Here is a 21,725-nt window from a genome sequence, read left to right on the forward strand (position 1 = left end):
AAAGCGCATCGAAGCGGTGGCGCTATTTCTCGTCCGTAGCGGGGTCACACTCACTCCTCCACGTCGACGATAGTGCTCACGCGGGCGTTGGCCTTGAGCTTCAGTCCCGCGCCGCCCACCGAGAGGGGGACGCGGGGGAGTTCCTCGACGGTGAGCGTCGGGTGGGTCGCACCGCGTTCGAGCAACTCGGTTCGAGGCTGAAACGTCACTCTCCCCTCGCCGGTGAGCGACTCGTTGAAGCCGAGGAGGTACTGCCCCTCGCGCAGCGTCCACCACTCGTAGTCGTCGCCCGGATCGCGTTTCGCGCTGCGGTGCGGAACGGTTTCGGCGGGTTCGAGTTCGCCGCCGCCGAAGTCGATGCGGCCGGGTTCGACCACGTCGAACACCTCGGCGACGGTGAGGTCGAAGCCCGGACCGTCGCGCTGGGTCGGTTCGTGGACGATATCGGTGACGTACTCGCTGTAGTCGGGCATAGTCGGAGTCTCGTCCGCTCGTGTCAAAACAGTGGGGGCGGACGACGGCGCTTTCCGGATTCGGGTCCGAGCGTCCGTCGCCGCCTCGACGGTCTAGCGCTGTTCCTGTACGGTTTTCCGACAATATTTACCCCAATATCTATTGGTTACTAAACCGTATGTGGGTACTAGACTCGGATTTACATCCCGTGTGCCGCTGAGGGTGAAGTATCGGGCGGACGAGCAGCGAAGGCGAAGGGCGACCCTATCCGGCGTGCTCGAAGCGGAGAGATAACGATGACAGACGAACACAGTGACCCACCTACGACGGCCCAGACACGGACTCGCGGACGAGAGCGCTCGGTATCACACCTCATGGACGCACTCGATACCGACGAGGTAGCCGAGAAGAACTACGTGATACGCGAGGTGCTCCAGCTGCTCACCGTCACCGACTCGCGGAGCGGACAGCGGTCGGTGCCACCGGAGCTATCAGATACGTCCTTAGACGCCATCTTCGAGACGCTCAGCCGTCCGGTCCGTCGCCGGATTCTGCTGGCTCTCGCGGAACGCGGGGAGTGCGACGAGACGGAGTTCATCACCGAGACGTTCGCGGACGGAGAATCGGACGACGCCCTCGCCGCCGCGAAACAGGGGCGTATCCGCGTCCACCTCCAGAAGCTCGCCGCGCGGGAGTACGTAGAGTGGGACCGCGAGGCGGAGACGATTCGCCGCGGGCCGAATTTCGAGGAGGTCGCGCCGCTACTGGAACTGATCGAGGACGCCGAGGCGCCGGGCCGCGAGGCGGAAGAAGAGCAGTCGGCAGATTCACAGATGGGCGCGGACGACTAACCCGGCGGATATCGGGGGGTCCCAGTCGTCGAATAGCTTCTACCCGTCGTCCTCCGACTCCCTCACAACGTGAGATACGTCCCGACCAGCAGGACGGCGTTGTACCCGCCGTGGGCGACGATGGGAACCAGGAGATTGCCCGTCCGCTCGTAAATCACCCCGAAGATAGCGCCGCCGACGGTGACGATGGCGACGCCGCCGAGCGCTCCGACGACGGAGCCCGTGTAGTTCAGCAGATGCGTCGACCCGAAGACGAGACTCGCCAGTCCCACCGCCACCGCGGGACTAAACGATTCGCGCAGGCGGCCCTGAATCGCCCCTCGAAAGAGCAGTTCCTCGGCCGGAGCGACAAGCACGACGGAGAGCGCCGCCAGTCCGAGCGCCACGCGCGGGTCGGCCATGATGGGATCGTCGAAGACGCTCCCCTCCGGTGCGATACCGAGCGTCGTGACGACGACGCTGAGGACGACGGCGGCGACGAGCGCGCCGATGAGACCGCCGACCGCATACTGCACGTCCCGTCGCGTCGGCCGCCGAATGCGGACGCCGCCGCGGCTCCGGACGTACGCGTAGCCGACGAGGAGAAACGCCAGCTGTCCGACGGCGGCCAGCGCCAGAAACGCCGCCGGACTCTCGACGTTCGTCCCGAACAGGATCAGCGGCACGGTGAACACGACTCCGAAGACGACGCTGACGGTCAGTCCCGCGAGTAACAGTCCGAACGCGGCCCCGATGGCGCGGAGTCGGCGTGGCGAGTCGGCGAGCGTGGGGTCTTCGTAATTCATGGCTAATACTCCGTTCCGGACCGCGAAAAGTAATCGGCGTGTAAGCGGCGAGGGATGAGTTCTGTCGAACTCATTATTCATATAGTTATCGTGTGAAACGAACGCTCAGCAGATCTGCTTGTCGGCGGTATTAGATATTATCGAGATGGATAATAGCACGAACCGGATACTGAGCATAGGGCGTGTTCGGCCAGTAGCGTTTAAGCGTTAGTGAGAAAGCCGGTCACGCTGGAGACGGCTCAGACCTCTTTTATTGGCTTCAGTTTGCCTCGCCCTGTTCGACCTCGAAGATCTCGTCTGCGGTGAGTCCGTGGGCCTCTTCGTGAACTCTCTCACCCGCTTCTTTGCTTGGGCCTTCGAACAGACAGAAGACGGCGCCTTCGTCCTCGTCGACCCAATAGTTCAGGTATTTCACACCGTGTTTCTCTTGGGTTTCGACGTCTTTCTTGTGAGCCTCTACGACGTCTTCAACGGATGCGTCGACATCTCTATGAACGTCCATATACAGTGGCATGACACATGGCAGTACGGCCGAGGACATAATAAAATACTAACAATTTCACGCAAGGCCGACTGTTGATTAACTGAGTTACAGTTCCGCTCACGGTTCTCGATACGGACCGGCAGCTCGCACTCCGCAATGATGCAGTGTTGCCCAGCACTGACCGCACCGAGTCAGGATATATGATTTTCTGATGGGTTAAACGGGACCGCTCGATCCGCTATCCGCCTCTCACGTCCGTTCGTCGTAGAATAGCGGGCGGCGAGGGATTTGAACCACGCGAACGCCGTCGCTTCGCTCGGCGTTCTCTACTTCGAGTCCCTCGCGTGACGTATTCGTCGCTCGCGGATATGCGAGCGACAGAAGTACGGGCGGCGAGGGATTTGAACCCCCGACCATCTGGTCCGGAACCAGGCGTTCTGTCCGCTGAACTAGCCGCCCACGGAGCAAGATATTCGATTGGCGCGCTTAACGGTTGCGACGGTGCCTACGGCGACTCGCTGGTCTCGAGCGTGAAGTCGTCGACGGGGTAGGCGACGCAGGTGAGACAGTAGCCGTCCTCCATGTCGTCCTCGAACAGGGATTCGTTGCTGCTGTGGCGGATGTAGTCCTCGGCCGGGCCGTCCTCAATGTGACCGGCACAGGAGATACACTGGCCCTCTCGGCAGGCGTAGGGGAGGTCCCAACCCTCGTCTTCGCCCGCTTCGAGCAGCGGTTCGTTGTTGGCGACCTCGATGGTCTCGCCTTCCTTCGCGAACTCGACCTCGTAGTACTCGACCTCGTCGTCGGCGATCGCGTCGGGGTCGAAGCCCTCCTCTTCCTCTTCGGCCTCGCCTTCCTCGCCTTCGGCGAGTTCGCCCTCGCTGCCGCCGGCGGGGATCGCGGCCGCACCGCCACCGCCGATAGAGCGGTTGTACGGTTCGGGGAAGTCGGTCTCCGGAACCGACGCGGCGCGCTGCTCTAAGACCTCCTGGGAGATGTCCTCGGACGCCTCCCAGCCGGTCCCTTTCGCGTAGTGGAGCGCCACCACGGTGAGGGCGAGCACGGCCCCGCCGAGGACGCCTGCGAGTTCAACCATACGGGCGGCTATGGAGTAGTGGTTTAACTAAGCTTTGGATTCCGCCGTTTGCCCCGCGCCGGTGGTGGAAACGGAACCGGCCCGCGGCCGTCTCCCTCGTCTCGCGGTCGCTTCACTCCCGGCGCGGCACGTCGTGCCGGCCGAAACCGTATCGGAGGCGGCTGGCGAGTCGGCGGGCGAAGCGGCCGTCGTCGGCCCGCGACCCGAAGCGCTCGGCCAGCGCCTGGTAGATGAGCGGGACCGGGACCTCCTGTTCGAGGGCCTCTTGGACCGTCCACGTCCCCGTAGAGCCGCCCTCGACGCGGTCGGCGACGGTTCCGAGGTCGACGCCCTCCTCGCGGAACGCCTCCTCGCAGAGTTCCAGCAGCCACGAGCGGATGACCGCGCCGTTGTTCCACGTGCGCGCGACGGCCTCCAGGTCGAGGTCGTAACGGCCGTTGGCGAGCAGTTCGAACCCCTCGCCGTAGGTCTGCATCAGCGCGTACTCGACGCCGTTGTGGACCATCTTCACGTAGTGGCCCGACCCGGCGGGACCCATGCGGTCGTGACCCGCCGGACCCGTCGCCACGGCGTCGAAGACCGGTTCGAGTTCGTCGTAGGCCCACTGCGGGCCGCCGACCATCAGCGAGAAGCCCAGTTCAGCGCCGGCGGGACCGCCGGAGGTGCCGCAGTCGAGGTAGGCGGCGTCGGTCGATTCGGCGCGTCGGACCGAGTCCTCGAAGCGGGAGTTCCCGCCGTCGACGACGACGTCGTCGCCGTCGACGTGGGGGGCGAGTTCGTCGAGCGCGGCGTCGACCGGGTCGCCGGCGGGCACCATCAGCCAGATGCGCTTGTCCTCGCCCAGCGACTCCGCGAGGGCGGAGATAGAGTCCGCCGGGCGCGCGCCCGCGTCGGCGGCGTCGGCGACCGCGTCTTCGTCGATGTCGAAGACCACCACGTCGTGGCCCGCGTCGAGCACGCGGTCGACGACGATCCGTCCCATGCGTCCGAGTCCGATGACGCCCAGTTCCATGCCTGCTGATTTCCCAGCGTACAGGTAGGGATTCCGGTTCGGCTACGCGCCCCGCTCGGGAACCGTTCCAGAGACGGTACGCTTTCTACCGGGCCGGTTCCACGAGCGAGCATGGACGACCGCGTACGCGAACACGCACGGACGCTCGTCGACTGGAGCGCTCGCATCGAGGCCGGCGACGACGTCGTCGTGCAGGTCGAGGAGGGCGCACACGACCTGGGCGTCGCCGTCGCCGAAGCGCTCGGCGAGCGGGGAGCGAACCTGCTCTCGACGTACCGCTCGGACGAACTCGCGCGAGCGTACCTCCGAGCGCACGACGGCGAGTTCGAGGCGAACCCCGACTACGAACTGGCGCTGTACGAGCGAGCGGACAGCGTCTTGATTCTCTCGGGCACGAACAACACCGCCGGCACCGCCGACGTGGCCGGCGAACAGCGCCAGGCGTACTCGAAGGCTCGGCGGGAGATTCGGGAAGCGCGGCTCGATACCGACTGGGTCTCGACCCAGCACCCGACGCGCGCGATGGCCCAGCAGGCCGGGATGGCCTACGAGGCCTATCGGGACTTCGTCTACGACGCGACGCTGCGGGACTGGGAGGCGCTGGCCGAGGAGCAGGCGCAGTTGAAGGAGATTCTCGACGACGGAGCGGAAGTCCGTCTCGTCGCCGACGGGACGGATCTCACGCTGTCGATCGAGGGTCGGACGGCGGTCAACTCCGCGGCCAGCGTCGCCTACGACTCGCACAACCTCCCCTCCGGCGAGGTGTTCACCGCGCCGGAAGCCACCGAGGGCGTCGTCACCTTCGACGTGCCGATGACGATTCAGGGCCGACGGGTCCGCGACGCGGAGCTCACCTTCGAGGACGGCGCGGTCACGGACTTCGCGGCCGCACAGGGCGAAGCCGTCCTCGAAGACGTCCTCAATACCGACGACGGTGCGCGGCGACTCGGCGAACTCGGCGTCGGGATGAACCGCGGCGTCGACCGCGTTACCGACAACATCCTCTTCGACGAGAAGATGGGCGGGACGGTTCACCTGGCGCTCGGCCGGGCTTACGACGCGTGCCTGCCGGAGGGAGAATCCGGAAACGAGAGCGCGATCCACGTCGACCTCATCACGACGATGGACGAGGGGTCGCGGCTGGAGGTCGACGGCGAAGCCGTGCAGGAGGATGGGCGGTTTCGGTGGGAGTAGCGAGGTTCCGAACGGAGTGCGGAACCTCGAATAGTGAGCGGGAGCGAAGCGACACGCGAGCAGTAGCGGGGAACTGAACGAAGTGAACTTCCTCGAATAGCGAAACGGCGAACGAAGTGAGCCGCGGAGCGGTAGCGCGGTTCGGAGCGTGGAGCGGGCGGGAACCACAGGTAGCGAGGGTCCGAGAGAGCGGAGGCTCACACACCGGATCGCACCGTTCACTGGCTACAATCGGCCCTCACGAGTCGCGCGACAGCCGTGACACTGGGCGCTCGTCGGCGTCGAAAGTAGGAAAGATCGGAAAGAGGGGTGGGGGGTGGGGGGTGGTGGCACCCAAAGTGGGTGCGCTTAGAGATTCGGGAGTGATAATTAAGAATCTTCCGGCCGACCCCCTCTAGTGGTAAGGTTCTGCACATGTCTTTCAGAAATGAAATTCGGATCGGGTGTCGGGAACGGAGTCGCGGCCGGCGGTAACACATATGCGTGCGCGCTCCGTAGGTGCGTTCGTGACGACGGTGGCACCGGGCGGTCGCGACGGGACCGACAGACCGGGGGTTCGGCAGGCCGAGCGCGCCGACCTGCTGGAGATTCATCGCATCGAACAGGCGTCGTTCCCCCAGCCGTGGCCGTTCTCGGCGCTGGAGAGCTACCTCGGCGAGGAGGGCTTTCTCGTCGCCGAGGCGGGCACCGAGGACGGCGTGCCGATCGTGGCGGGGTACGTCATCGCCGATACGGTCCCGAACCACGGAACGCCGTTGGGCCACATCAAGGACCTCGCGGTGCGCGAGGAGTACCGACGGGAGGGCGTGGCGACCGCGCTGTTGGAGAGTGCGCTCGAAGCCGTGACAGCGACCGGAGCCGGCTCGGTCAAGCTCGAAGTGCGCGCGGACAACGACGGCGCGAGGCGGCTGTACCGGCAGTTCGGCTTCCAACACCGCAAGACCATTCCCAACTACTACAGCAACGGCGAGGACGCGCAGGTCATGGTCCGGTTGCTCTGAGACCCGGCTTTCTATACGGCTCCGCCGTCTCCGTTCGAACACAATGGGATACGCGTGCCCCGTCTGTGACGACCCGCAGGCAGACGCCCGTCACCTCGCGAACCACCTCGCGTTCACGGCGATGACCAGCGGCGACGACCACGAGGCGTGGTTGGACGATCACGTCGAGAACTGGGGGCAGTTGGGCGAGAGCGAACTGGCGGAAGAAGTCACCGCTCACGCCGAGGAGACGGAGTTCCCGCAGGTGTTCGAGGAGAGCGGTGTCGACTCCGGACACGAGCACGAGCACGACCACGGCCACGAAGGCGTCCCCGGGGACGGCGACCTGCCGCCGGGGACCGACAGCCACCGCGGCCAGCGGTCGATGAGCGACGAGGACCGAGAGGTGCTGGCCGAGGCCCGCGACCTCACGCGGGAGATGCTGGACGACGAGAGCGGTGACGAGGAAGGCGGTGACGAAGGGAGCGGGACCGACGGGCAGAGCGCGGACGGCGACGCGGCCGGAGACGAAACCGAATAGTTCCGCGGCTACCTAGGTCCGCGCATGGAGACCGAGGGGCAGTTCTCGCCGACGACAGTCGCCGACGCGCAGGACCGCTACGAGGCACTGGGACCGACCGCGCAGGTCGTCGTCAAGGAGGTGGCGAAGGCGATGGGACTCGACGCCGAGGAGTACCGCGACCGGGTCACGAGCGAGGTCGTCGAGACAGCCCGCGACGTGTTGTTCGCCGAATCGCTCTCCGTGACCGTCGGAACCGCCGAGGAGTTCGAGGCGTGGGCGGCCGACGCCGATCACGAGGTGACCGTCGTCGGGGCCGACAACGTCGACAACGTCGTCTGGCACGCGCCCGCGTTCGCCGACGAGGCGGTCGCGGCCACGTTCCAGTCGGAGCGCCGGGCCGCCGTCGGCACGCTCCGCCGGCAGGCGTTCGGGCGCATCTACAGCGAGGTCGTTTGATGCGGACGGTCACCCGCAACTTCATCCTCGGCGTGGGCGTCGTCGTCCTCCTCCTCTTGGCGCTGGGTGCGCTCCCCAGCTATCTCAAGAGCGGCGACCCGTACTACCTCACCGCGACGCCCGAGAACGGGAGCGTCAGCGTCGAGAACGGGACGGCGGTCAACGGGAGCGATCTCTCGGCACAGCGGTATCCCTACACGACCGCCGCGCTCGACGACGCCGCGAGGAACGATACCGGTCGGTCGGAGCCCTACTGGCGCGGTCCCGTCGGACTGAAAGGGGCGTTCACCCACTCGCCGTTCGACGAACTCGATGCGCTCCGTCAGCGGGCTCCCGAGGCGACCGACGGTGAGACGGTGGTCGTCCGCCACGACGGGACGTTTTACCGCCTCGCCGTGACACAACGACCGTGACCCGCGACCAGACCCACGAGTGGCCAGTCGTCGAATCGGCGACGGAGTACGAGACCGGCTGGTACGCCGGCGGCTACGACCGCGTCCGGCAACCGGACGGCTCGGAGAAGAACTACTACTGGGCGGAACTGCCCGACGCCGTCGTCGTGGTGGCCCGGACCGGCGACGAACTCGTCTTCGTCGACCAGTTCCGCCCGGTCATCCGCGAGCAGTGTCTGGAACTACCCGCCGGCATCGTCGAGGACGGCGAGTCCTACACGACGGCCGGCGCGCGCGAGCTCCGCGAGGAGACCGGGTTCGACCCCGCCGGCGTCTCCCTACTGGAGGAGTTCTGGTGTTCGACCGGCGTCCTCAGACATCGGCGGGGCATCGTCTTCGCCGAGGGACTCGACCCCGTCGACCGAGAACTGGACGACAACGAGTTCCTCTCTGTGACGACGGTCCCCGTCGAAGACGCCCTCGACGTCGCCCGGCGCGAACCGGCCAACGACGCCACCATCGAGGGGATTCTGCTCGCGCGGGCCGAGGGCGTGCTGTAGTCGGAGCACGTTTAGGGCTCGACCGTTTTCGAAGGGACATGGACGGCGAAATCAACGGCGAGGAGCTGCGAGCGCTGCTCGACGAGGACGAGGCGCGGGTCGTGGACATCCGCTCGCCGAACGCCTTCGAGCGAGGCCACATCCCCGGCAGCGAGAACGTCCCCTTCCCGTCGCTCGTCGACGAGGTCGAACGGTTCGAGGACGAGGAGCGAGTCGTGACGGTGTGTCCGAAGGGGAAGTCGAGCGTCCAGGCCGCCCGGCTCATCGCCTCCTACGAGGGGTTCGACGGCCGCGTCGACAGTTTCGCGCCCGGCCTCACCGGCTGGGAGGGGGCGCTCGAATCGAGCGACGGAGACGAGCGGGCCGCTGACGAAGGACCGGAAGCGCCGTTCTGAAGTCGGTATCTCCGCCAGTTCGAGGCCGGGGGTTGGCGCGGTTTCTCGAAACGGCTCCCGAGCGAACGGGCCACTCGGTAGCGCGCAATAGGCTATTGGGGGTGGTTTCGACCGCGCTCACAGCGTCGGCGATCGGCGTCACGTCGGCGAGTTCTCCAGCCGAAGCGAGCGGGTTCAGGGACGAAAGCGGATCGGACCGCTCGTCGTACGGAAACGGTGGCTCGGTCGAAAGCTCTCATCACAAGGGGCTGAGCGGGGGTAACTGCTCGTCATCGCCACCGACGGCGGCTACGCTACCGGCGGTGAAAAACTCGTTCATCGGCCGCCGAAGGAGGCGGCCCGGCCACGGGGAGGCTCAGAACACCTCCGCCGGTCTGCGCCGCGCGTGGTTTCAAGTGCGGGTGACGCTTGGTTCCGACTGGATACCGGCTCGATGGCAAGACCCGTCGTCGGACTCGCGCTCGCGTCGTTCGCCGCGTTTTCTCTCGCCGTCCAGAGCCTCGCAGTCCGCCGCGCCACGCGGACGCAGTCGGTCGCTGCGCTGACCGGGACGGTGTTCGCGGTGAACGTCTTCCTCCTCGTCCCGGTAACAGCCGTCCGACACGCTCCGGACTACGGTCTCACCGCGCGTTCGGTCCTCGCGTTCGCCGCCGGCGGCGCGTTGGGGTCGCTGCTGGCACGGGTCGCGCTGTTCGTCGGTATCAGTCGGCTCGGAGCGAGCCGGGCGGAGCCGCTGAAATCGACGTTTCCGCTCGTCTCCGTCGCCGCGGCCGTGCTCGTGCTGGGCGACCGGCTCACCGTTCCGCTGCTCGCGGGCGTGACGCTCCTCGTCGCCGGCGCGGTGGCCGTCTCCTGGGACGCCCGAAAGAGCGGGGTCGCGGCCTCGGGCCGTCAGGCGTGGGTCGACCTCGCGTTTCCGCTCGCGGCGGCGGTACTGCTGGGGATCGATCCGGTGTTCACTAAGACCGGGCTGGAGGAAGGGACGCCGGCGCTCGTCGGCGTCACAGTCCGGGTCCTGGCCGCCGCGAGCGGATTCGCCGGATACCTCCTGTGGCGGCGGGCCCGCCGACGGGGAACGGGACTGACCCGACCTACTCGGTGGGCGGTCGCGGCGGGTCTCGCCAATACGGCGTATCTCGGCTCGTATCTGGCGGCGTTGTCCCGCGCGCCGGTTTCGGTCGTCGCGCCGATACTCGGGGCGAGTCCGCTGCTGGTCGTCCTCGGATCGGCGCTGTTCGCGCGGGAGGAGGAGGTGACCGCTCGACTGGGGGTCGCCGTCGCGGTGCTGGTCGCCGGCGTCGTCCTCATCGTACGGGGATAGAAACCCGGGCTCGGGAGCGCGGTACGCCACGGACTGTTTCTCGTCGCCGCCACCGGCCGTCCGAACTCGCCGGTTCGGTCTCCGCGACGGACCTCGCGCTCGCCGCTGGCGAACGGCCGAGCGGCCCGGTCCGACCGCGGCGCGAGTGCGGGCCCGTCTCACTCCAGAAAGCGGTCGCCGACGTCCTCGTCGGGGATCATGCACTGGTCTCTCCGCCCGAACCGGTCGTAGCGGTTGTCGGCGACGAGGTCGTAGAGCGCGTCACGCAGCCGTCGGGGGACGACCCGACCCTCGGGGTCCCGCTGGATGAGGGGCTGCACGACGCCGTCATAGGTTACAGACGCCGTCGAACGGCAACACGGGATGGCCCGTGGGCGACGATTGCGTGATCTCGCTGCCGGCCGGTTCTTCGACGGTCACGCGTCTCCCGGGTACTCCGACCACGGTCGGCTCACCGCCGCCTCGACGTCCAGTCCCGGACTGTAGTAGTACACCGGGTCGGCGTCCGGGCGGGCGAAGCCCTCGGCGGTCAGGAGCGTGTCCGTCTCGACGTCGGCGGTCGCGGGATAGAGCGTCCACGGGTCGTGCTCGACGCCGGTGTAGCGGAGGGTCCCGTCGGGGGACTCCGTGAAGAAGCGGTAACGCTCGACGAGGAACTCGGCGAGCGGGTCCTCGGGGGCCGCGAACGGTTCGCCGGTCGGCCAGTAGGTCGCCTCGTACCGCGCGGGCCGCTCGCCCGGATGCCGGCGGCGACTGGCGAACCGCACGCGGCCGTCGTCCAGTCCCAGGGAGATGCGAGCGTACCGATAAGGGAGGTGCTGAAAGAGGCGCGCGCCCGCCACGCTCAGCAGACCCTGCGCGTCGAGCGTGAAGAAGTAGACGCCGGGTTCACCGTCGCAGGTGACGTACGTCCGCAGGTTGAGTTCCGGCAGGCGGATGCCGGCGCGGGCGGGGAGTCTCCGCGGCCGCACCGCGACGTTGGTGAACGGAACGGCCGAGAGCCACGCGTGTCCGTCGTGGACGTCGACGGTCAGCGCGTCCGGCAGGTGGGCGTCGACGACCGACGGCTCGACGGGCCAGTTCTCGAACAGGAGGTGTCGCCACCCCATCTCCAGCGGAACGACCATACGAGCGGCTACGCCACCCACACCGAAAACGACACCTGTTCGCATCTCGCGCGGGGGTCCGCTCGGGAGGTCGGACTCTCAATAGCGCTCAGTATCGGGATAGAGCGGTATGGTGCCTACGGAGGAAACTGAATCTATCATACTCGAAAGTACCCCTATTATAAACGGGTTTAACACTCCATCGGCCTGTTTCAGGTGATGACGCAGGACTCAGAGCGGTTCTCGGACCGTGTTTCGCGTCGCAAGTTCATCGCGGCGACAGGGGTAACGGGCGCAGCGACTATCGCCGGCTGCTCGGGCGGCGACGGCGGTGACGGCGGAGGTACGAGCGCACCCGATACCGACGGCTCGACCGGTTCCGACGGCGGGAGCGCCACGGAGAACACCGACAGCGGGAGCGAATCCGGCGCGTCCGGGCCGCTGGAGTCCGGCGGCTCCTCGACGGTCTACCCGATCATGAACTCGGCGGCGTCGTACTGGAGCGCCAACCGGCCGGCCAGCGACTCCGAGTATTGGCCCCACGGCGAGTACGGTATCGAGACGGACAAAGCGCTCGCTAACTACTGGGGCGGTCTCTACGGCTTCAGCAGCGACGGCGACGGCCCGCCATTCCAGTTCACCGTCGGCCTCTCCCACTCCGGGACCGGCGTCGAGAAGGTGATGAACGGCCAGATCGACATCGGCAACTCCAGCGGGAACGTCGAGGACGAACTCCCCGAGCGGGACTCCTACGAGAAGTTCGTCGACCACGTCGTCGGCGTCGACGGCCAGCCGCTGGTCGTCTCCCAGGAGATCGCCGACGCCGGCGTGACGAAGATCACCGGCGATCAGCTCAAGGGACTCTACAAGGGCGAGATCACCAACTGGAGCGAACTCGGCGGTCCGGACCGCGAGGTGCAGGTGCTCGGCCGCGTCAAGGACTCCGGGACTCGGACCTCGTTCGTCTCGAACGTCTTCGGTAACCCCAAGGAGAACACCAGCGTCGCCAACCGCTACGGGCAGAACCAGCGCCTGGCACAGGCCGTCGCGCAGGCCGACAACGCCATCAGCTACCTCGCGCTGGCGTTCATCGACACGGAGGGGGTCGCCCCCATCGCCCTCGAGTGGGAGGGGACGACCTACTCCTACCAGGACGACCAGAACGGGCTGGACTCCAAGGAGTACCCGCTCTCGCGCGACCTGCACTGTTACACGTGGGACGGCACCTCGAAGAAGGAGGCCGCGGTCCTCAACATGATACTGCACGACTTCGGGCAGGACACCTTCGTCGCGCCGAACAACTACTTCAAGCTGAGCAAGCGCCGCCAGGAGGAACAGAAGAAGAAGCTCCCCGAACAGGTCTAACCGACCGTCAGTCGGTCACGCGACTCGGCTACGTTCGGCTATATAGCCCTACCTAACGCTATGTCGTCTACTGTGTGGGCCAGACCCATCATATTGGAAAATACCCCTATTATAAACGCGTTTAATACGTCCTCGGCCTATCTCGGATGATGACGGAGGACTCCCAGCGGGTATCTGACCGCATTTCACGCCGTAAGTTCATCGCGGCGACCGGAGTAACGGGCGCAGCAGCTATCGCCGGTTGTTCGAGTGGGAGACGCAACGGGGGCGTACCGAGCAACGGCGGGTCCGGCTCGGCCGGTTCCGACGGCGAAGCCTCCACGAACGCGACCGACAGCGCGGGCAGTTCCGGCTCGGTCGGGCCGCTGGAGTCCGGCGGCTCCTCGACGGTCTACCCCATCGTGAAGTCGGCGTCGTCGTACTGGAACGCCAACCGACCGGCCAGCGACTCCGAGTATTGGCCCCACGGCGAGTACGGCATCGAGACGGACAAAGCGCTCGCCGACTACTGGAGCAGCCTCTACGGCTTCGACGGGAGCGAGGACGGCCCGCCGTTCAAACTCACCGTCGCGCTCTCTCACTCCGGGACCGGCGTCGAGAAGGTCATGAACGGCCAGATCGACATCGGCAACTCCAGCGGGAACGTCAGGGACGAACTCCCCGAGCGGGACTCCTACGAGAAGTTCGTCGACCACGTCGTCGGCGTCGACGGCCAGCCGCTGGTCGTCTCCCAGGAGATCGCCGACGCCGGCGTCGAGAAGATCACCGGTCAGGAGCTCAAAGACCTCTACAAGGGCCGCATCACCAACTGGAAGGAACTGGGCGGGCCGGACCGCGAGATCCAGGTGCTCGGCCGCGTCAAGGACTCCGGGACCCGGACCTCGTTCGTCTCGAACGTCTTCGGTAACCCCAAGGAGAACACCAGCGTCGCCAACCGCTACGGGCAGAACCAGCGCCTGGCACAGGCCGTCGCGCAGGCCGACAACGCCATCAGCTACCTCGCGCTGACGTTCCTCGGCACGGCGGGGGTCGCCACCATCGCCCTCGAGTGGGAGGGGACGACCTACTCCTACAAAGACGAGAAGCACGGACTGGACTCCAAGGAGTACCCGCTCTCGCGCGACCTGCACTGTTACACGTGGGACGGCACCTCGAAGAAGGAGGCGGCGGTCCTCAACATGATACTGCATGACTTCGGGCAGGACACCTTCGTCGCGCCGAACAACTACTTCAAGCTGAGCAAGCGCCGCCAGGAGAAACAACTGCAGAAGCTACCCGAGCAGGTATAAATGCCCGCCGGTGATTGCGACACTCGAAGGGAACACGAAATGGCACAGACGACAGCACCGACGCTCGATACGACGCCATGATAGACGACGCACAGAACAGCGCACGAGAACTGCTACTGGGCGGGGACGCCACTGAGGGGTCCGCGTGGGCCGTCGGCGCGTCGGGAGCGGCGCTGCTGGCGACGCTCGCCGTCTTCCTCGTTCGACCCGCCATCGCGCCGCTGGTCTTCGGGGCGTTCCTCGTCGTGACCGCGATCGGCTGGGTGACGTATCAGGCCGAGATCGCGCGAATGCTGACGCTGATAGCGACGGTTCTGACGGTACTGACGGTGACGTTCATCACCATCTTCCTCTTCGCCAGATCGGTCCCCGCGTTTCTCGAACACGGGCTGGGGCTGCTCCTCATCCCCGAACAGAACGGGCAAGCGCGCTGGTTCTTCTGGCTCGACGCCGTCTTACCGAGCGGTTACCCCTACTGGAACCCATCTAGCGACGCGTTCTCGCTGATTCCGATGATCTGGGCGACCGTCGTCGTCACCATCATCGCGGGCTCGATCGCCGGCCCGCTCGGCCTGTTCGGCGCGCTCTTCATCGCCGAGGTCGCCAGCGACGGTCTCCGCGAGGTCATCAAACCCGGCGTCGAGGTGCTCGCGGGAATCCCCTCGATCGTCTACGGGTTCATCGGCTTCCAGGTGCTGAACGGCTTCATCCAGAAGTCCTTCTTAGACGACGGGGCGAGCTTCCTCATCGCGGGCGTCGTCGTCGGCGTGATGGCGCTGCCGACGGTCGTCTCCGTCGGCGAGGACGCCCTCTCGAGCGTCCCCGAGGCGATGGGCGACGGCTCCATCGCGATGGGCGCGACCAAGTGGCAGACGATGAAGAGCATCTCGATCCCGGCCGCGTTCTCGGGCATCTCGGCCGGCGTCATCCTCGGTCTCGGTCGCGCCATCGGCGAGACGATGGCCGTCGCGGCCATCATGGCCTCGGGGACGCAGTTCGCCGACCCGCTGTTCGACATCTTCGACGCGAACGCGACGCTGACGAGCCTCATCGCCACCCAGTACGGGAGCGCCTCCGAGAGCACCATCGAGGTGCTGTTCGTCGCCGGCGTGATGCTGTTCGTCATCGTCGCCGGGATGAGCGTCGTCTCGCAGTACATCGAACAGCAGATGCAGGAGAAACTCAAGGGGCAACAATGAGCGACGCCTACGCGAACGAGAGCGCACTGGTCTCGGCCGAATCGAACCTCTACGACCGCGGGTTAGACACCGCGATCGCGCTGAGCATCGTCAGCTTCACGCTCGGCATGATAACGCTGGTCGACGCGGTCGGGCTCGACGCCAGCGGCGGCGCGCTCGGGGAGTTCTTCCTGCTGTTGCTCGCCGTCGTCGTCGGCGGCGTCGGCGTGGTCGGGGCGTTCTCGTGGGCCAACGTCACGCCGATCACCTCGAAGCGGGTCCGGGGCATCGCACTCGGCCTCGTCGTCAGTACGCTCGCGCTGACGGTGTTCGCCTACGCGGTCCCGGTCACGTTGGCGACGCTTCTGGGCGTCGTCCTGCTCGTCGAGGCGGCCGCCGTCGCCGCGGCCGGTCTCGCTTCGAAGGCGGGAGTCGTGGACACGGAACCGAGCCCGAGCGCGGGGCTGCTCGCCGGCGGCGCGTTCGGCGTCATCGGACTGATAATCGGGGCCACGCTCGGGGCCTCCGTCGCCGGGTTCGGATCGCTTCCGTGGCTCGCCATCGCACTGGCCGGCGGCGCCGTGCTGGCGACGTTGACGGTCGTCCCGAGCGAGGATATCGGCTCGACGCTGCCGCCGGCCCTCGTCGTCGGGACGTTCGGCGCCGTCATCGCCACGGCGGTCGTCGGCGTCGGCTGGCAGTGGAACCCCCAGAACATCTCCGGCGGGTTCACCGGCGGGGCGGTCATCCCGATATTCGTCGTCTTCGGCGCGATTCTCTCGGCGTGGGCCGCGGCGAAGTCCCGCGCCGGGTTCGGGGCGCGCGGCCGACAGCTCGGGGCGTTCCTCGTCATCAACCTCAACGCGTTCCTGATGGTCGCGGTCATGGCCACCATCGTCGTCTTCGTGACCGTCAAGGGCGTCGGCTACGCGCTTCACGGTCTCACGATCGGCGCGCTGTCGGCGCTCGCGCTGCTCGCGCCGGCGCTCGTCTTCTCGGTCGCACACGCGCGCCAGCCCGCGGGCACGGACGACTGGAACACCGGGGCGCGCCAACTGTTCCGGTTGCTTCCGCTCGCCGCAACCGGCGCGGTGGCCGCCCTCCTGCTCGTCACGGCGGCGCTGGGTCGCCGACTCGCGCTCCCCTTCACCTACACGGTCTGGGTCGACCGCCAACCGCAGGTGCTCGACACCGCCGTGGCGGTGACGCCCGACCCCAGGGTCGGCGCGTTGCTCCTCGTCGCGCCGGCGCTCGTCCTCTTCGTCTACTTCTATCGGTCGTATGGGAACCTCCGCAACGTCGGGAGCCGGTTCGACCGCCTCGAAACCGTCCAGCGCGCGCTTCCGCTCGTGATCGGCGGCATCGGCGTGCTGATCGGCGTCTTCCTCCTGTTCGGCTACGCGCCGTTGGGCCTCCCGCTGGGACTCACCGTCGCCTATCCGCTCGTCGTGGCCGGTTCCACAGCCGCCCTCGGCCTCGCCGCGTTGCCGACCGCGAGCGTGCTCGTCGGCGACGGGTCGCTCGCCGACCGCGCACAGGACCGCGCGACGTTCTTCGTCGTCGGCCTGCTCGGCAGCCTCGGTCTGCTGACGGCCGTGTTGTTCCTCCAGACGCCCGCGAACATCGTGCCGATCGTCGGCCCGGTCAACGTCGTGCCGGTCGTGGCGCTGTACGCCGCCGTCGCGTCGCTCGCGGCGACGGCGCTGGCCGCCTCGGCGAAACGGCGGAGTACCGAGGCGCTCCAACGGCGACTCCTCGGCGAAGAGATCTCGCTCGGACTGGCCGCGACGGCGGGCCACCTCGCGCTGGTCGGTCTCCACGTCGCAGTCACGGGCGTCCAGTTCAACGTCCTGAGCGTCTCCGTCTCGAACGAGGGCACGCTGTCGTTCCCGATGGCGCTGACGCCGTACATCCCGCTGGGGGCCGACCCCGGCGGCATCCTCCCGGCCATCGTCGGGACGGTGTGGCTCGTCGTCGGCGCGACGCTGTTCGCGGTGCCGCTCGGCATCGGCGCGGCCGTCTTCCTCACCGAGTACGCCGAACAGGGCCGCTTCACCGCGCTGGTCGAGATCGCGACCAACGCGCTCTGGAGCACCCCCAGCATCGTCTTCGGCCTGTTCGGGGCCGCGTTCCTCCTCCCCCGACTGGGCGGCGACGAGTCGCTGCTCGCGGGGATGCTCGTGCTCGGCTTCATGCTCCTGCCGCTGGTGCTCATCACCTCACGGGAAGCCGTCAAGGCCGTCCCGGACGAGTACCGCGACGCCAGCGCGGCGCTCGGCGTCTCGAAGTGGGAGACGATCCGGAGCGTCGTCATCCCGGCGGCGATGCCGAGCGTCATCACGGGCATCATCCTCGGCGTCGGTCGCATCGCCGGCGAGACGGCCCCGCTCATCCTCGTATTGGGGTCGACGCTGAACTCGACGGAGGCCATCGACGTCATCGGCGGATTCCGATTCACCGCACAGCCGCCGTTCGTCGCGAACGACGCGCTGCTGTCCTCGACGGCGTCGCTGCCGACGCAGGTGTGGGCGGTCATCTCCGCGGGCGTCAGCGGCTCGCCCTCCCGCGGCTGGGCAACAGCGTTTATCCTGTTGATGGTCGTACTGACCTTCTATGCCGTGGGGATCACCGCGCGGACCTACTTCCGGAGGAAGCTGAACTATGAGTAACGCAATCAACGACGCGGACACGGAGACGGGTACAGACCAGCAGACGACCACCACGGCAGGCGAGAGCGAGGAGCGCGTCCGCGAGGAGTGGACCGACTACTCCTTCGCGGGCGAGCCGAAGCTCTCCGTCGAGAACCTGAACGTCTGGTACGGCGACGACCACGCCCTGAAAGACGTCTCGATGGACATCCCCGAGAACTCCGTGACGGCGCTCATCGGGCCCTCGGGCTGCGGGAAGTCGACGTACCTGCGCTGTCTCAACCGGATGAACGACCGCATCAAGGCCGCGCGCATCGAGGGGTCGGTCGAGCTCGACGGGACCGAGATCTACGACCCCAACGCCAACCTCGTCGAACTCCGCAAGCGCATCGGGATGGTGTTCCAGTCGCCCAATCCGTTCCCGAAGTCCATCCGCGAGAACATCTCCTACGGGCCGCGAAAGCACGGCGACATCGACAAGGGGCTGCTCGCGCGGCTGTTCGGCCGCGACGACACCGACAAGGAGGCCGAACTCGTCGAGCGCTCGCTCAGGCAGGCGGCGCTGTGGGACGAGGTCAGCGACCGGCTGGACGACAACGCGCTGGGGCTCTCCGGCGGGCAACAGCAGCGACTCTGTATCGCCCGCTGTCTGGCCGTCGACCCGGAGGTCATCCTGATGGACGAACCGGCCTCGGCGCTGGACCCCATCGCCACCTCGAAGATCGAGGACCTGGTCGAGGAGCTCTCGAAGGAGTACACCGTCGTCATCGTCACGCACAACATGCAACAGGCGGCCCGTATCTCCGACCAGACCGCCGTCTTCCTCACCGGCGGGGAGCTCGTCGAGTTCGACGACACCGACAAGATCTTCGAGAACCCCGAGAGCCAGCGCGTCGAGGACTACATCACCGGCAAGTTCGGATGACCGCGCACGCGCGACTATAGCGGCCCGTCACGCCGCGAATTTGGCGCACGGGTCAGACGACTGTACCGACGACACGCCGGGGCTGTATCCCCGACAGTGAGTGCGAGTAACACGTCACGAGCGATCGATGGAAACACGCAAGATACAGCAGGTCGGCGGCGGGACCTACACCGTCTCCCTCCCGAAGGAGTGGGCCGAGACGGTCGACATCGAGCCCGGGTCCGTCGTCGACCTCCACACCCACATCGACGGCGTCCTCGTCGTCCAGGCACAGGAACGCGACGCGGAGACGACCAGTCACGTCGCGCTCTCGGTGCCGCACGCCGACCCGGCGTGCATCGAGCGCGCCCTCCGCGCGGCCTACGCCGCGGGAATCGAAGCGGTCACGTTCGAAGCCCCCGACGGGTTCGACGACGACCAGCACCGCGCGGTCGAACGGATCGCGCGGACCCTCTCCGGCGTCACCGTCACCGAGTCGACGGCGACGACGGTGACGGTCCGAACGCTCCTCGACGCCTCGGAGGTGTCGATACGGCAGTCGGTCCGGCAACTTCGGTTCGTCGCGCTATCGATGCACCGAGACGCGACGGCGGCCCTGACGGGTCCGGCGGTCGCGGAGTGGGACGCCGACCGGGACGAGCAGGCCGACCGCCTCTACGCGATGATAGACCGCTACTTCCAGCGCGCGCTCGCCCGACTCGACGAGGTGGACGCGCTGGGTCTCACTCGCTCGGAGCTCTTCGTCTGCTGGACGACCGCCCGCGAGCTGGAACGCGTCGCCGACCACGCCGAACGCATCGCCGCCACCGTCGGGGCTATCGACGGCGAGGACATCGACGACGAGACGGCCGGCGAGGTGTCGTCCCTCGCCGAGACGGCTCGCGAGATCGTCGAAGACGCCGTCCGCGCCGCCGTCGGTGACGCCGACGTGACCGCGGCCCGAGCGGCGCTCCACGACCGCGACGGCCTCCGGGACGACGTCGAGGCGCTCGACCGCCGCCTGTTCGAATCCGAAGCGGCGGCGTATCGCCTGACGCGCGTCCTCGACGGCGTCGCCCGGACCGCCGAACACGGCGGCAACGTCGCCGAACTCGCCCTCCGGACCGCGATTCAGAAGGGCGAGCTCGGCGCGCCCTCGGCCGAGGAGACCCTCGACGAACCGCTCGCGGAGTAGCCCGCGGCGCTCGACGCTATCGTCGCGCTCGCCCGAAACCGCCGATTTATCTGTCTCGTCGCCCACTCTCCGACGATGACCGTTCGCCACGAGGGACTGACCGTCGATTGGCTGGGGTACGCCACGCTCCGCATCGCCGGCGGCGACAGCGTGGTCTACACCGATCCGGGTCGATACGGTATCCTGACCGGCGAGTGGGAACCCTACGAGGACGACGTCGGCCATCCGCCGGCGACCGACTACCGGGCGGAGGACGCCGATATCGTCTGTGTGACACACGTCCATCACTACGACCCCGACGGCATCGAACGGGTGGCGAACGAGGAGACGACGATCGTAGCCTTCGAGGGTATCGACGGGCGGGACGTGGAGCGGGACCTCCCGCCCATCGTGGACCTCCCCTACGAGGTCCGGCAAGTCGGGTCGAAAGAGCACCTCACCGTCGGCGACGTTCCCATCTGGACGACGCCCGCGCACAACGAACCCGACGGCCCGCACACGCTCCCGGACGGGACGCCGTATCACCCCGAGGGGTTCGGCTGCGGGTTCATGGTCGCGGTCGACGGGACCCGCGTCTACTACCCCGGCGACTCCGACGTGCTGCCGGGTCACCGAACGCTCGATACCTCGCTGTTCTGTCCGCCGATCGGCCCGCGGGCGACGATGGACCGCCGCGAGGCCGCGGCGCTCGCGGCGACCATCGAACCGCGGCTCGTCCTGCCGGTCCACTACAACACGTTCTCGAACCTCGAAGCCGACTCGCGCGAGTTCGCGGCCGACGTCGCCGAGGCGGGCGTTCCGGTCGTACTGGATGAGAAATAGCGAGGTTCTGACCGCGGGGAAGAACCTCGAATAGCGAGCGCCACACGTTTACTTCCGGCCCGTCCATCGCCGCTATGCCTCACGCCGACCTCTCACAGCCGATCCGCTCGGGGATGCCGGTGTTTCCGGACGATCCGCCCGTCTCGGTCGAACCGCACGCGACCCACGCCGAGGACGGCTACCGGGTCGCCGCGCTCTCCTGCGGGACTCACACTGGGACCCACGTCGACGCGCCGAGTCACACGGAAGCCGAGGGCCGCGACGTGGACGAATTCCCCGTCTCGCGGTTCGTCCGCGACGCCGTCCGGGTGGACCTGCGAGGCCGCGACCCCCGCGCTCGCATCCGCCCGGCGGACCTACCGACGGCCGACGCGGAAGCGGTGGTCCTCCACACCGGGTGGGACGCTCACTGGGGCGAAGAGACGTACTTCGACCACCCGTTTCTGACCCCCGCCGCGGCTCGACACTGCGTCGAACGCGACTACGACGTGGCGGTCGACGCGCTCAACGTCGACCCGACGCCGACCGACGGGGCAGCCGCGGACGAACCCGCGGGGTTTCAGGCCCACCACGAACTGCTCGGAGCCGACCAGTTGATCGTCGAGAACCTGACGAACCTCGCGGGCCTCCCCGAGCGGTTCGAACTGTTCGCCGTCCCCCTCAAAATAGCGGGCGGCGACGGCGCGCCGGTGCGAGCGATGGCTCGCTACGAGTGA

Annotated in this window: 23 protein-coding genes, 1 tRNA gene and 1 pseudogene; 17 read left to right on the plus strand and 8 right to left on the minus strand. The window is 67.3% G+C overall.

Annotated features, from left to right (window positions below; genetic code table 11):
• Positions 1–50: 50 nt before the first annotated feature.
• On the minus strand, positions 51–473 hold the full coding sequence (locus EGH23_RS11615) for a dCTP deaminase/dUTPase family protein (protein WP_220580156.1): 423 nt from the start codon (positions 471–473) through the stop codon (positions 51–53).
• Positions 474–749: 276 nt separating this feature from the next.
• Between EGH23_RS11615 and EGH23_RS11620 the strand changes: the two genes are divergently transcribed.
• Entirely contained in the window at positions 750–1,304 is a 555-nt protein-coding gene (locus tag EGH23_RS11620; protein WP_220580157.1) for a hypothetical protein, read from the plus strand.
• Positions 1,305–1,366: 62 nt separating this feature from the next.
• Here the strand turns inward: EGH23_RS11620 and EGH23_RS11625 are convergent, their stop codons facing one another.
• From EGH23_RS11625 to gnd, 5 genes are all read right to left on the minus strand, one after another.
• The gene (locus EGH23_RS11625; RefSeq protein ID WP_220580158.1) at positions 1,367–2,089 is read right to left on the minus strand and encodes a CPBP family intramembrane glutamic endopeptidase; all 723 of its coding nucleotides are present in this window, start codon (positions 2,087–2,089) and stop codon (positions 1,367–1,369) included.
• A gap of 259 nt (positions 2,090–2,348) precedes the next feature.
• Positions 2,349–2,603 (minus strand): DUF4242 domain-containing protein, encoded by a 255-nt coding sequence (locus EGH23_RS11630; protein ID WP_220580159.1) that lies wholly within the window; start codon positions 2,601–2,603, stop codon positions 2,349–2,351.
• A 356-nt stretch (positions 2,604–2,959) separates the two neighbouring features.
• Positions 2,960–3,032, minus strand: a tRNA-Arg gene (locus EGH23_RS11635).
• Positions 3,033–3,078: 46 nt separating this feature from the next.
• On the minus strand, positions 3,079–3,669 hold the full coding sequence (locus EGH23_RS11640; RefSeq protein WP_220580160.1) for a 2Fe-2S iron-sulfur cluster-binding protein: 591 nt from the start codon (positions 3,667–3,669) through the stop codon (positions 3,079–3,081).
• 112 nt (positions 3,670–3,781) lie between these two features.
• Entirely contained in the window at positions 3,782–4,681 is a 900-nt protein-coding gene (gnd, locus tag EGH23_RS11645; RefSeq protein WP_220580161.1) for a phosphogluconate dehydrogenase (NAD(+)-dependent, decarboxylating), read from the minus strand.
• A gap of 111 nt (positions 4,682–4,792) precedes the next feature.
• Between gnd and EGH23_RS11650 the strand changes: the two genes are divergently transcribed.
• The 8 genes from EGH23_RS11650 to EGH23_RS11685 all read left to right on the plus strand — a co-directional run bounded on the left by EGH23_RS11650 (position 4,793) and on the right by EGH23_RS11685 (position 10,502).
• The gene (locus EGH23_RS11650; protein WP_220580162.1) at positions 4,793–5,875 is read left to right on the plus strand and encodes an aminopeptidase; all 1,083 of its coding nucleotides are present in this window, start codon (positions 4,793–4,795) and stop codon (positions 5,873–5,875) included.
• Between the two features lie 506 nt (positions 5,876–6,381).
• Entirely contained in the window at positions 6,382–6,876 is a 495-nt protein-coding gene (rimI, locus tag EGH23_RS11655; protein WP_220580163.1) for a ribosomal protein S18-alanine N-acetyltransferase, read from the plus strand.
• 43 nt (positions 6,877–6,919) lie between these two features.
• A complete protein-coding gene (locus EGH23_RS11660; RefSeq protein ID WP_220580164.1) occupies positions 6,920–7,396 on the plus strand; it encodes a DUF5810 domain-containing protein in 477 nt (158 codons plus the stop codon).
• A gap of 24 nt (positions 7,397–7,420) precedes the next feature.
• Positions 7,421–7,834, plus strand: a complete 414-nt coding sequence (locus tag EGH23_RS11665; RefSeq protein ID WP_220580165.1) for a DUF5809 family protein — start codon at positions 7,421–7,423, stop codon at positions 7,832–7,834.
• Positions 7,834–8,247: a hypothetical protein gene (locus EGH23_RS11670; RefSeq protein ID WP_220580166.1), complete on the plus strand. Its 414-nt coding sequence runs from the start codon at positions 7,834–7,836 to the stop codon at positions 8,245–8,247. Before EGH23_RS11665 ends, EGH23_RS11670 begins: the two co-directional genes overlap by 1 nt.
• A complete protein-coding gene (locus tag EGH23_RS11675; RefSeq protein WP_220580167.1) occupies positions 8,244–8,786 on the plus strand; it encodes an NUDIX hydrolase in 543 nt (180 codons plus the stop codon). The genes EGH23_RS11670 and EGH23_RS11675 overlap by 4 nt, the downstream gene beginning before the upstream one ends.
• Before the next feature lie 38 nt (positions 8,787–8,824).
• Complete coding sequence (locus EGH23_RS11680; protein WP_220580168.1) at positions 8,825–9,181, plus strand: rhodanese-like domain-containing protein; 357 nt, start codon at positions 8,825–8,827, stop codon at positions 9,179–9,181.
• 433 nt (positions 9,182–9,614) lie between these two features.
• Positions 9,615–10,502: a DMT family transporter gene (locus EGH23_RS11685; RefSeq protein ID WP_220580169.1), complete on the plus strand. Its 888-nt coding sequence runs from the start codon at positions 9,615–9,617 to the stop codon at positions 10,500–10,502.
• A gap of 158 nt (positions 10,503–10,660) precedes the next feature.
• Here EGH23_RS11685 and EGH23_RS11690 read toward each other — a convergent pair.
• Positions 10,661–10,789, minus strand: a pseudogene (locus EGH23_RS11690) (thiol-disulfide oxidoreductase DCC family protein); the annotation flags it as partial.
• Positions 10,790–10,918: 129 nt separating this feature from the next.
• Positions 10,919–11,629 (minus strand): YqjF family protein, encoded by a 711-nt coding sequence (locus EGH23_RS11695; RefSeq protein ID WP_220580171.1) that lies wholly within the window; start codon positions 11,627–11,629, stop codon positions 10,919–10,921.
• A gap of 198 nt (positions 11,630–11,827) precedes the next feature.
• Between EGH23_RS11695 and EGH23_RS11700 the strand changes: the two genes are divergently transcribed.
• The 8 genes from EGH23_RS11700 to EGH23_RS11735 all read left to right on the plus strand — a co-directional run bounded on the left by EGH23_RS11700 (position 11,828) and on the right by EGH23_RS11735 (position 21,725).
• The gene (locus tag EGH23_RS11700; RefSeq protein ID WP_220580172.1) at positions 11,828–12,973 is read left to right on the plus strand and encodes a PstS family phosphate ABC transporter substrate-binding protein; all 1,146 of its coding nucleotides are present in this window, start codon (positions 11,828–11,830) and stop codon (positions 12,971–12,973) included.
• Between the two features lie 149 nt (positions 12,974–13,122).
• A complete protein-coding gene (locus EGH23_RS11705; protein WP_220580173.1) occupies positions 13,123–14,262 on the plus strand; it encodes a PstS family phosphate ABC transporter substrate-binding protein in 1,140 nt (379 codons plus the stop codon).
• 77 nt (positions 14,263–14,339) lie between these two features.
• Positions 14,340–15,461 (plus strand): phosphate ABC transporter permease subunit PstC, encoded by a 1,122-nt coding sequence (pstC, locus tag EGH23_RS11710; protein ID WP_220580174.1) that lies wholly within the window; start codon positions 14,340–14,342, stop codon positions 15,459–15,461.
• On the plus strand, positions 15,458–18,109 hold the full coding sequence (pstA, locus tag EGH23_RS11715) for a phosphate ABC transporter permease PstA (RefSeq protein WP_220580175.1): 2,652 nt from the start codon (positions 15,458–15,460) through the stop codon (positions 18,107–18,109). Before pstC ends, pstA begins: the two co-directional genes overlap by 4 nt.
• Positions 18,102–19,013 (plus strand): phosphate ABC transporter ATP-binding protein PstB, encoded by a 912-nt coding sequence (pstB, locus tag EGH23_RS11720; RefSeq protein ID WP_220580176.1) that lies wholly within the window; start codon positions 18,102–18,104, stop codon positions 19,011–19,013. The genes pstA and pstB overlap by 8 nt, the downstream gene beginning before the upstream one ends.
• 127 nt (positions 19,014–19,140) lie before the next feature.
• On the plus strand, positions 19,141–20,187 hold the full coding sequence (locus EGH23_RS11725; protein ID WP_220580177.1) for a phosphate signaling complex PhoU family protein: 1,047 nt from the start codon (positions 19,141–19,143) through the stop codon (positions 20,185–20,187).
• A 75-nt stretch (positions 20,188–20,262) separates the two neighbouring features.
• Positions 20,263–21,009 (plus strand): MBL fold metallo-hydrolase, encoded by a 747-nt coding sequence (locus EGH23_RS11730; protein ID WP_220580178.1) that lies wholly within the window; start codon positions 20,263–20,265, stop codon positions 21,007–21,009.
• 74 nt (positions 21,010–21,083) lie between these two features.
• The gene (locus EGH23_RS11735) at positions 21,084–21,725 is read left to right on the plus strand and encodes a cyclase family protein (protein ID WP_220580179.1); all 642 of its coding nucleotides are present in this window, start codon (positions 21,084–21,086) and stop codon (positions 21,723–21,725) included.

It is taken from the genome of Haloarcula nitratireducens, assembly GCF_019599505.1.

What these genes read in the sequence shown, in the direction of transcription:
- EGH23_RS11615 (WP_220580156.1), bottom strand. Translation starts at nt 473, where the DNA reads ATGCCCGACTACAGCGAGTACGTCACCGATATCGTCCACGAACCGACC.
- EGH23_RS11620 (WP_220580157.1), top strand. Translation starts at nt 750, where the DNA reads ATGACAGACGAACACAGTGACCCACCTACGACGGCCCAGACACGGACT.
- EGH23_RS11625 (WP_220580158.1), bottom strand. Translation starts at nt 2,089, where the DNA reads ATGAATTACGAAGACCCCACGCTCGCCGACTCGCCACGCCGACTCCGC.
- EGH23_RS11630 (WP_220580159.1), bottom strand. Translation starts at nt 2,603, where the DNA reads ATGCCACTGTATATGGACGTTCATAGAGATGTCGACGCATCCGTTGAA.
- EGH23_RS11640 (WP_220580160.1), bottom strand. Translation starts at nt 3,669, where the DNA reads ATGGTTGAACTCGCAGGCGTCCTCGGCGGGGCCGTGCTCGCCCTCACC.
- gnd (WP_220580161.1), bottom strand. Translation starts at nt 4,681, where the DNA reads ATGGAACTGGGCGTCATCGGACTCGGACGCATGGGACGGATCGTCGTC.
- EGH23_RS11650 (WP_220580162.1), top strand. Translation starts at nt 4,793, where the DNA reads ATGGACGACCGCGTACGCGAACACGCACGGACGCTCGTCGACTGGAGC.
- EGH23_RS11660 (WP_220580164.1), top strand. Translation starts at nt 6,920, where the DNA reads ATGGGATACGCGTGCCCCGTCTGTGACGACCCGCAGGCAGACGCCCGT.
- EGH23_RS11665 (WP_220580165.1), top strand. Translation starts at nt 7,421, where the DNA reads ATGGAGACCGAGGGGCAGTTCTCGCCGACGACAGTCGCCGACGCGCAG.
- EGH23_RS11670 (WP_220580166.1), top strand. Translation starts at nt 7,834, where the DNA reads ATGCGGACGGTCACCCGCAACTTCATCCTCGGCGTGGGCGTCGTCGTC.
- EGH23_RS11680 (WP_220580168.1), top strand. Translation starts at nt 8,825, where the DNA reads ATGGACGGCGAAATCAACGGCGAGGAGCTGCGAGCGCTGCTCGACGAG.
- EGH23_RS11685 (WP_220580169.1), top strand. Translation starts at nt 9,615, where the DNA reads ATGGCAAGACCCGTCGTCGGACTCGCGCTCGCGTCGTTCGCCGCGTTT.
- EGH23_RS11695 (WP_220580171.1), bottom strand. Translation starts at nt 11,629, where the DNA reads ATGGTCGTTCCGCTGGAGATGGGGTGGCGACACCTCCTGTTCGAGAAC.
- EGH23_RS11700 (WP_220580172.1), top strand. Translation starts at nt 11,828, where the DNA reads ATGACGCAGGACTCAGAGCGGTTCTCGGACCGTGTTTCGCGTCGCAAG.
- EGH23_RS11705 (WP_220580173.1), top strand. Translation starts at nt 13,123, where the DNA reads ATGACGGAGGACTCCCAGCGGGTATCTGACCGCATTTCACGCCGTAAG.
- pstC (WP_220580174.1), top strand. Translation starts at nt 14,340, where the DNA reads ATGATAGACGACGCACAGAACAGCGCACGAGAACTGCTACTGGGCGGG.
- pstA (WP_220580175.1), top strand. Translation starts at nt 15,458, where the DNA reads ATGAGCGACGCCTACGCGAACGAGAGCGCACTGGTCTCGGCCGAATCG.
- pstB (WP_220580176.1), top strand. Translation starts at nt 18,102, where the DNA reads ATGAGTAACGCAATCAACGACGCGGACACGGAGACGGGTACAGACCAG.
- EGH23_RS11725 (WP_220580177.1), top strand. Translation starts at nt 19,141, where the DNA reads ATGGAAACACGCAAGATACAGCAGGTCGGCGGCGGGACCTACACCGTC.
- EGH23_RS11730 (WP_220580178.1), top strand. Translation starts at nt 20,263, where the DNA reads ATGACCGTTCGCCACGAGGGACTGACCGTCGATTGGCTGGGGTACGCC.
- EGH23_RS11735 (WP_220580179.1), top strand. Translation starts at nt 21,084, where the DNA reads ATGCCTCACGCCGACCTCTCACAGCCGATCCGCTCGGGGATGCCGGTG.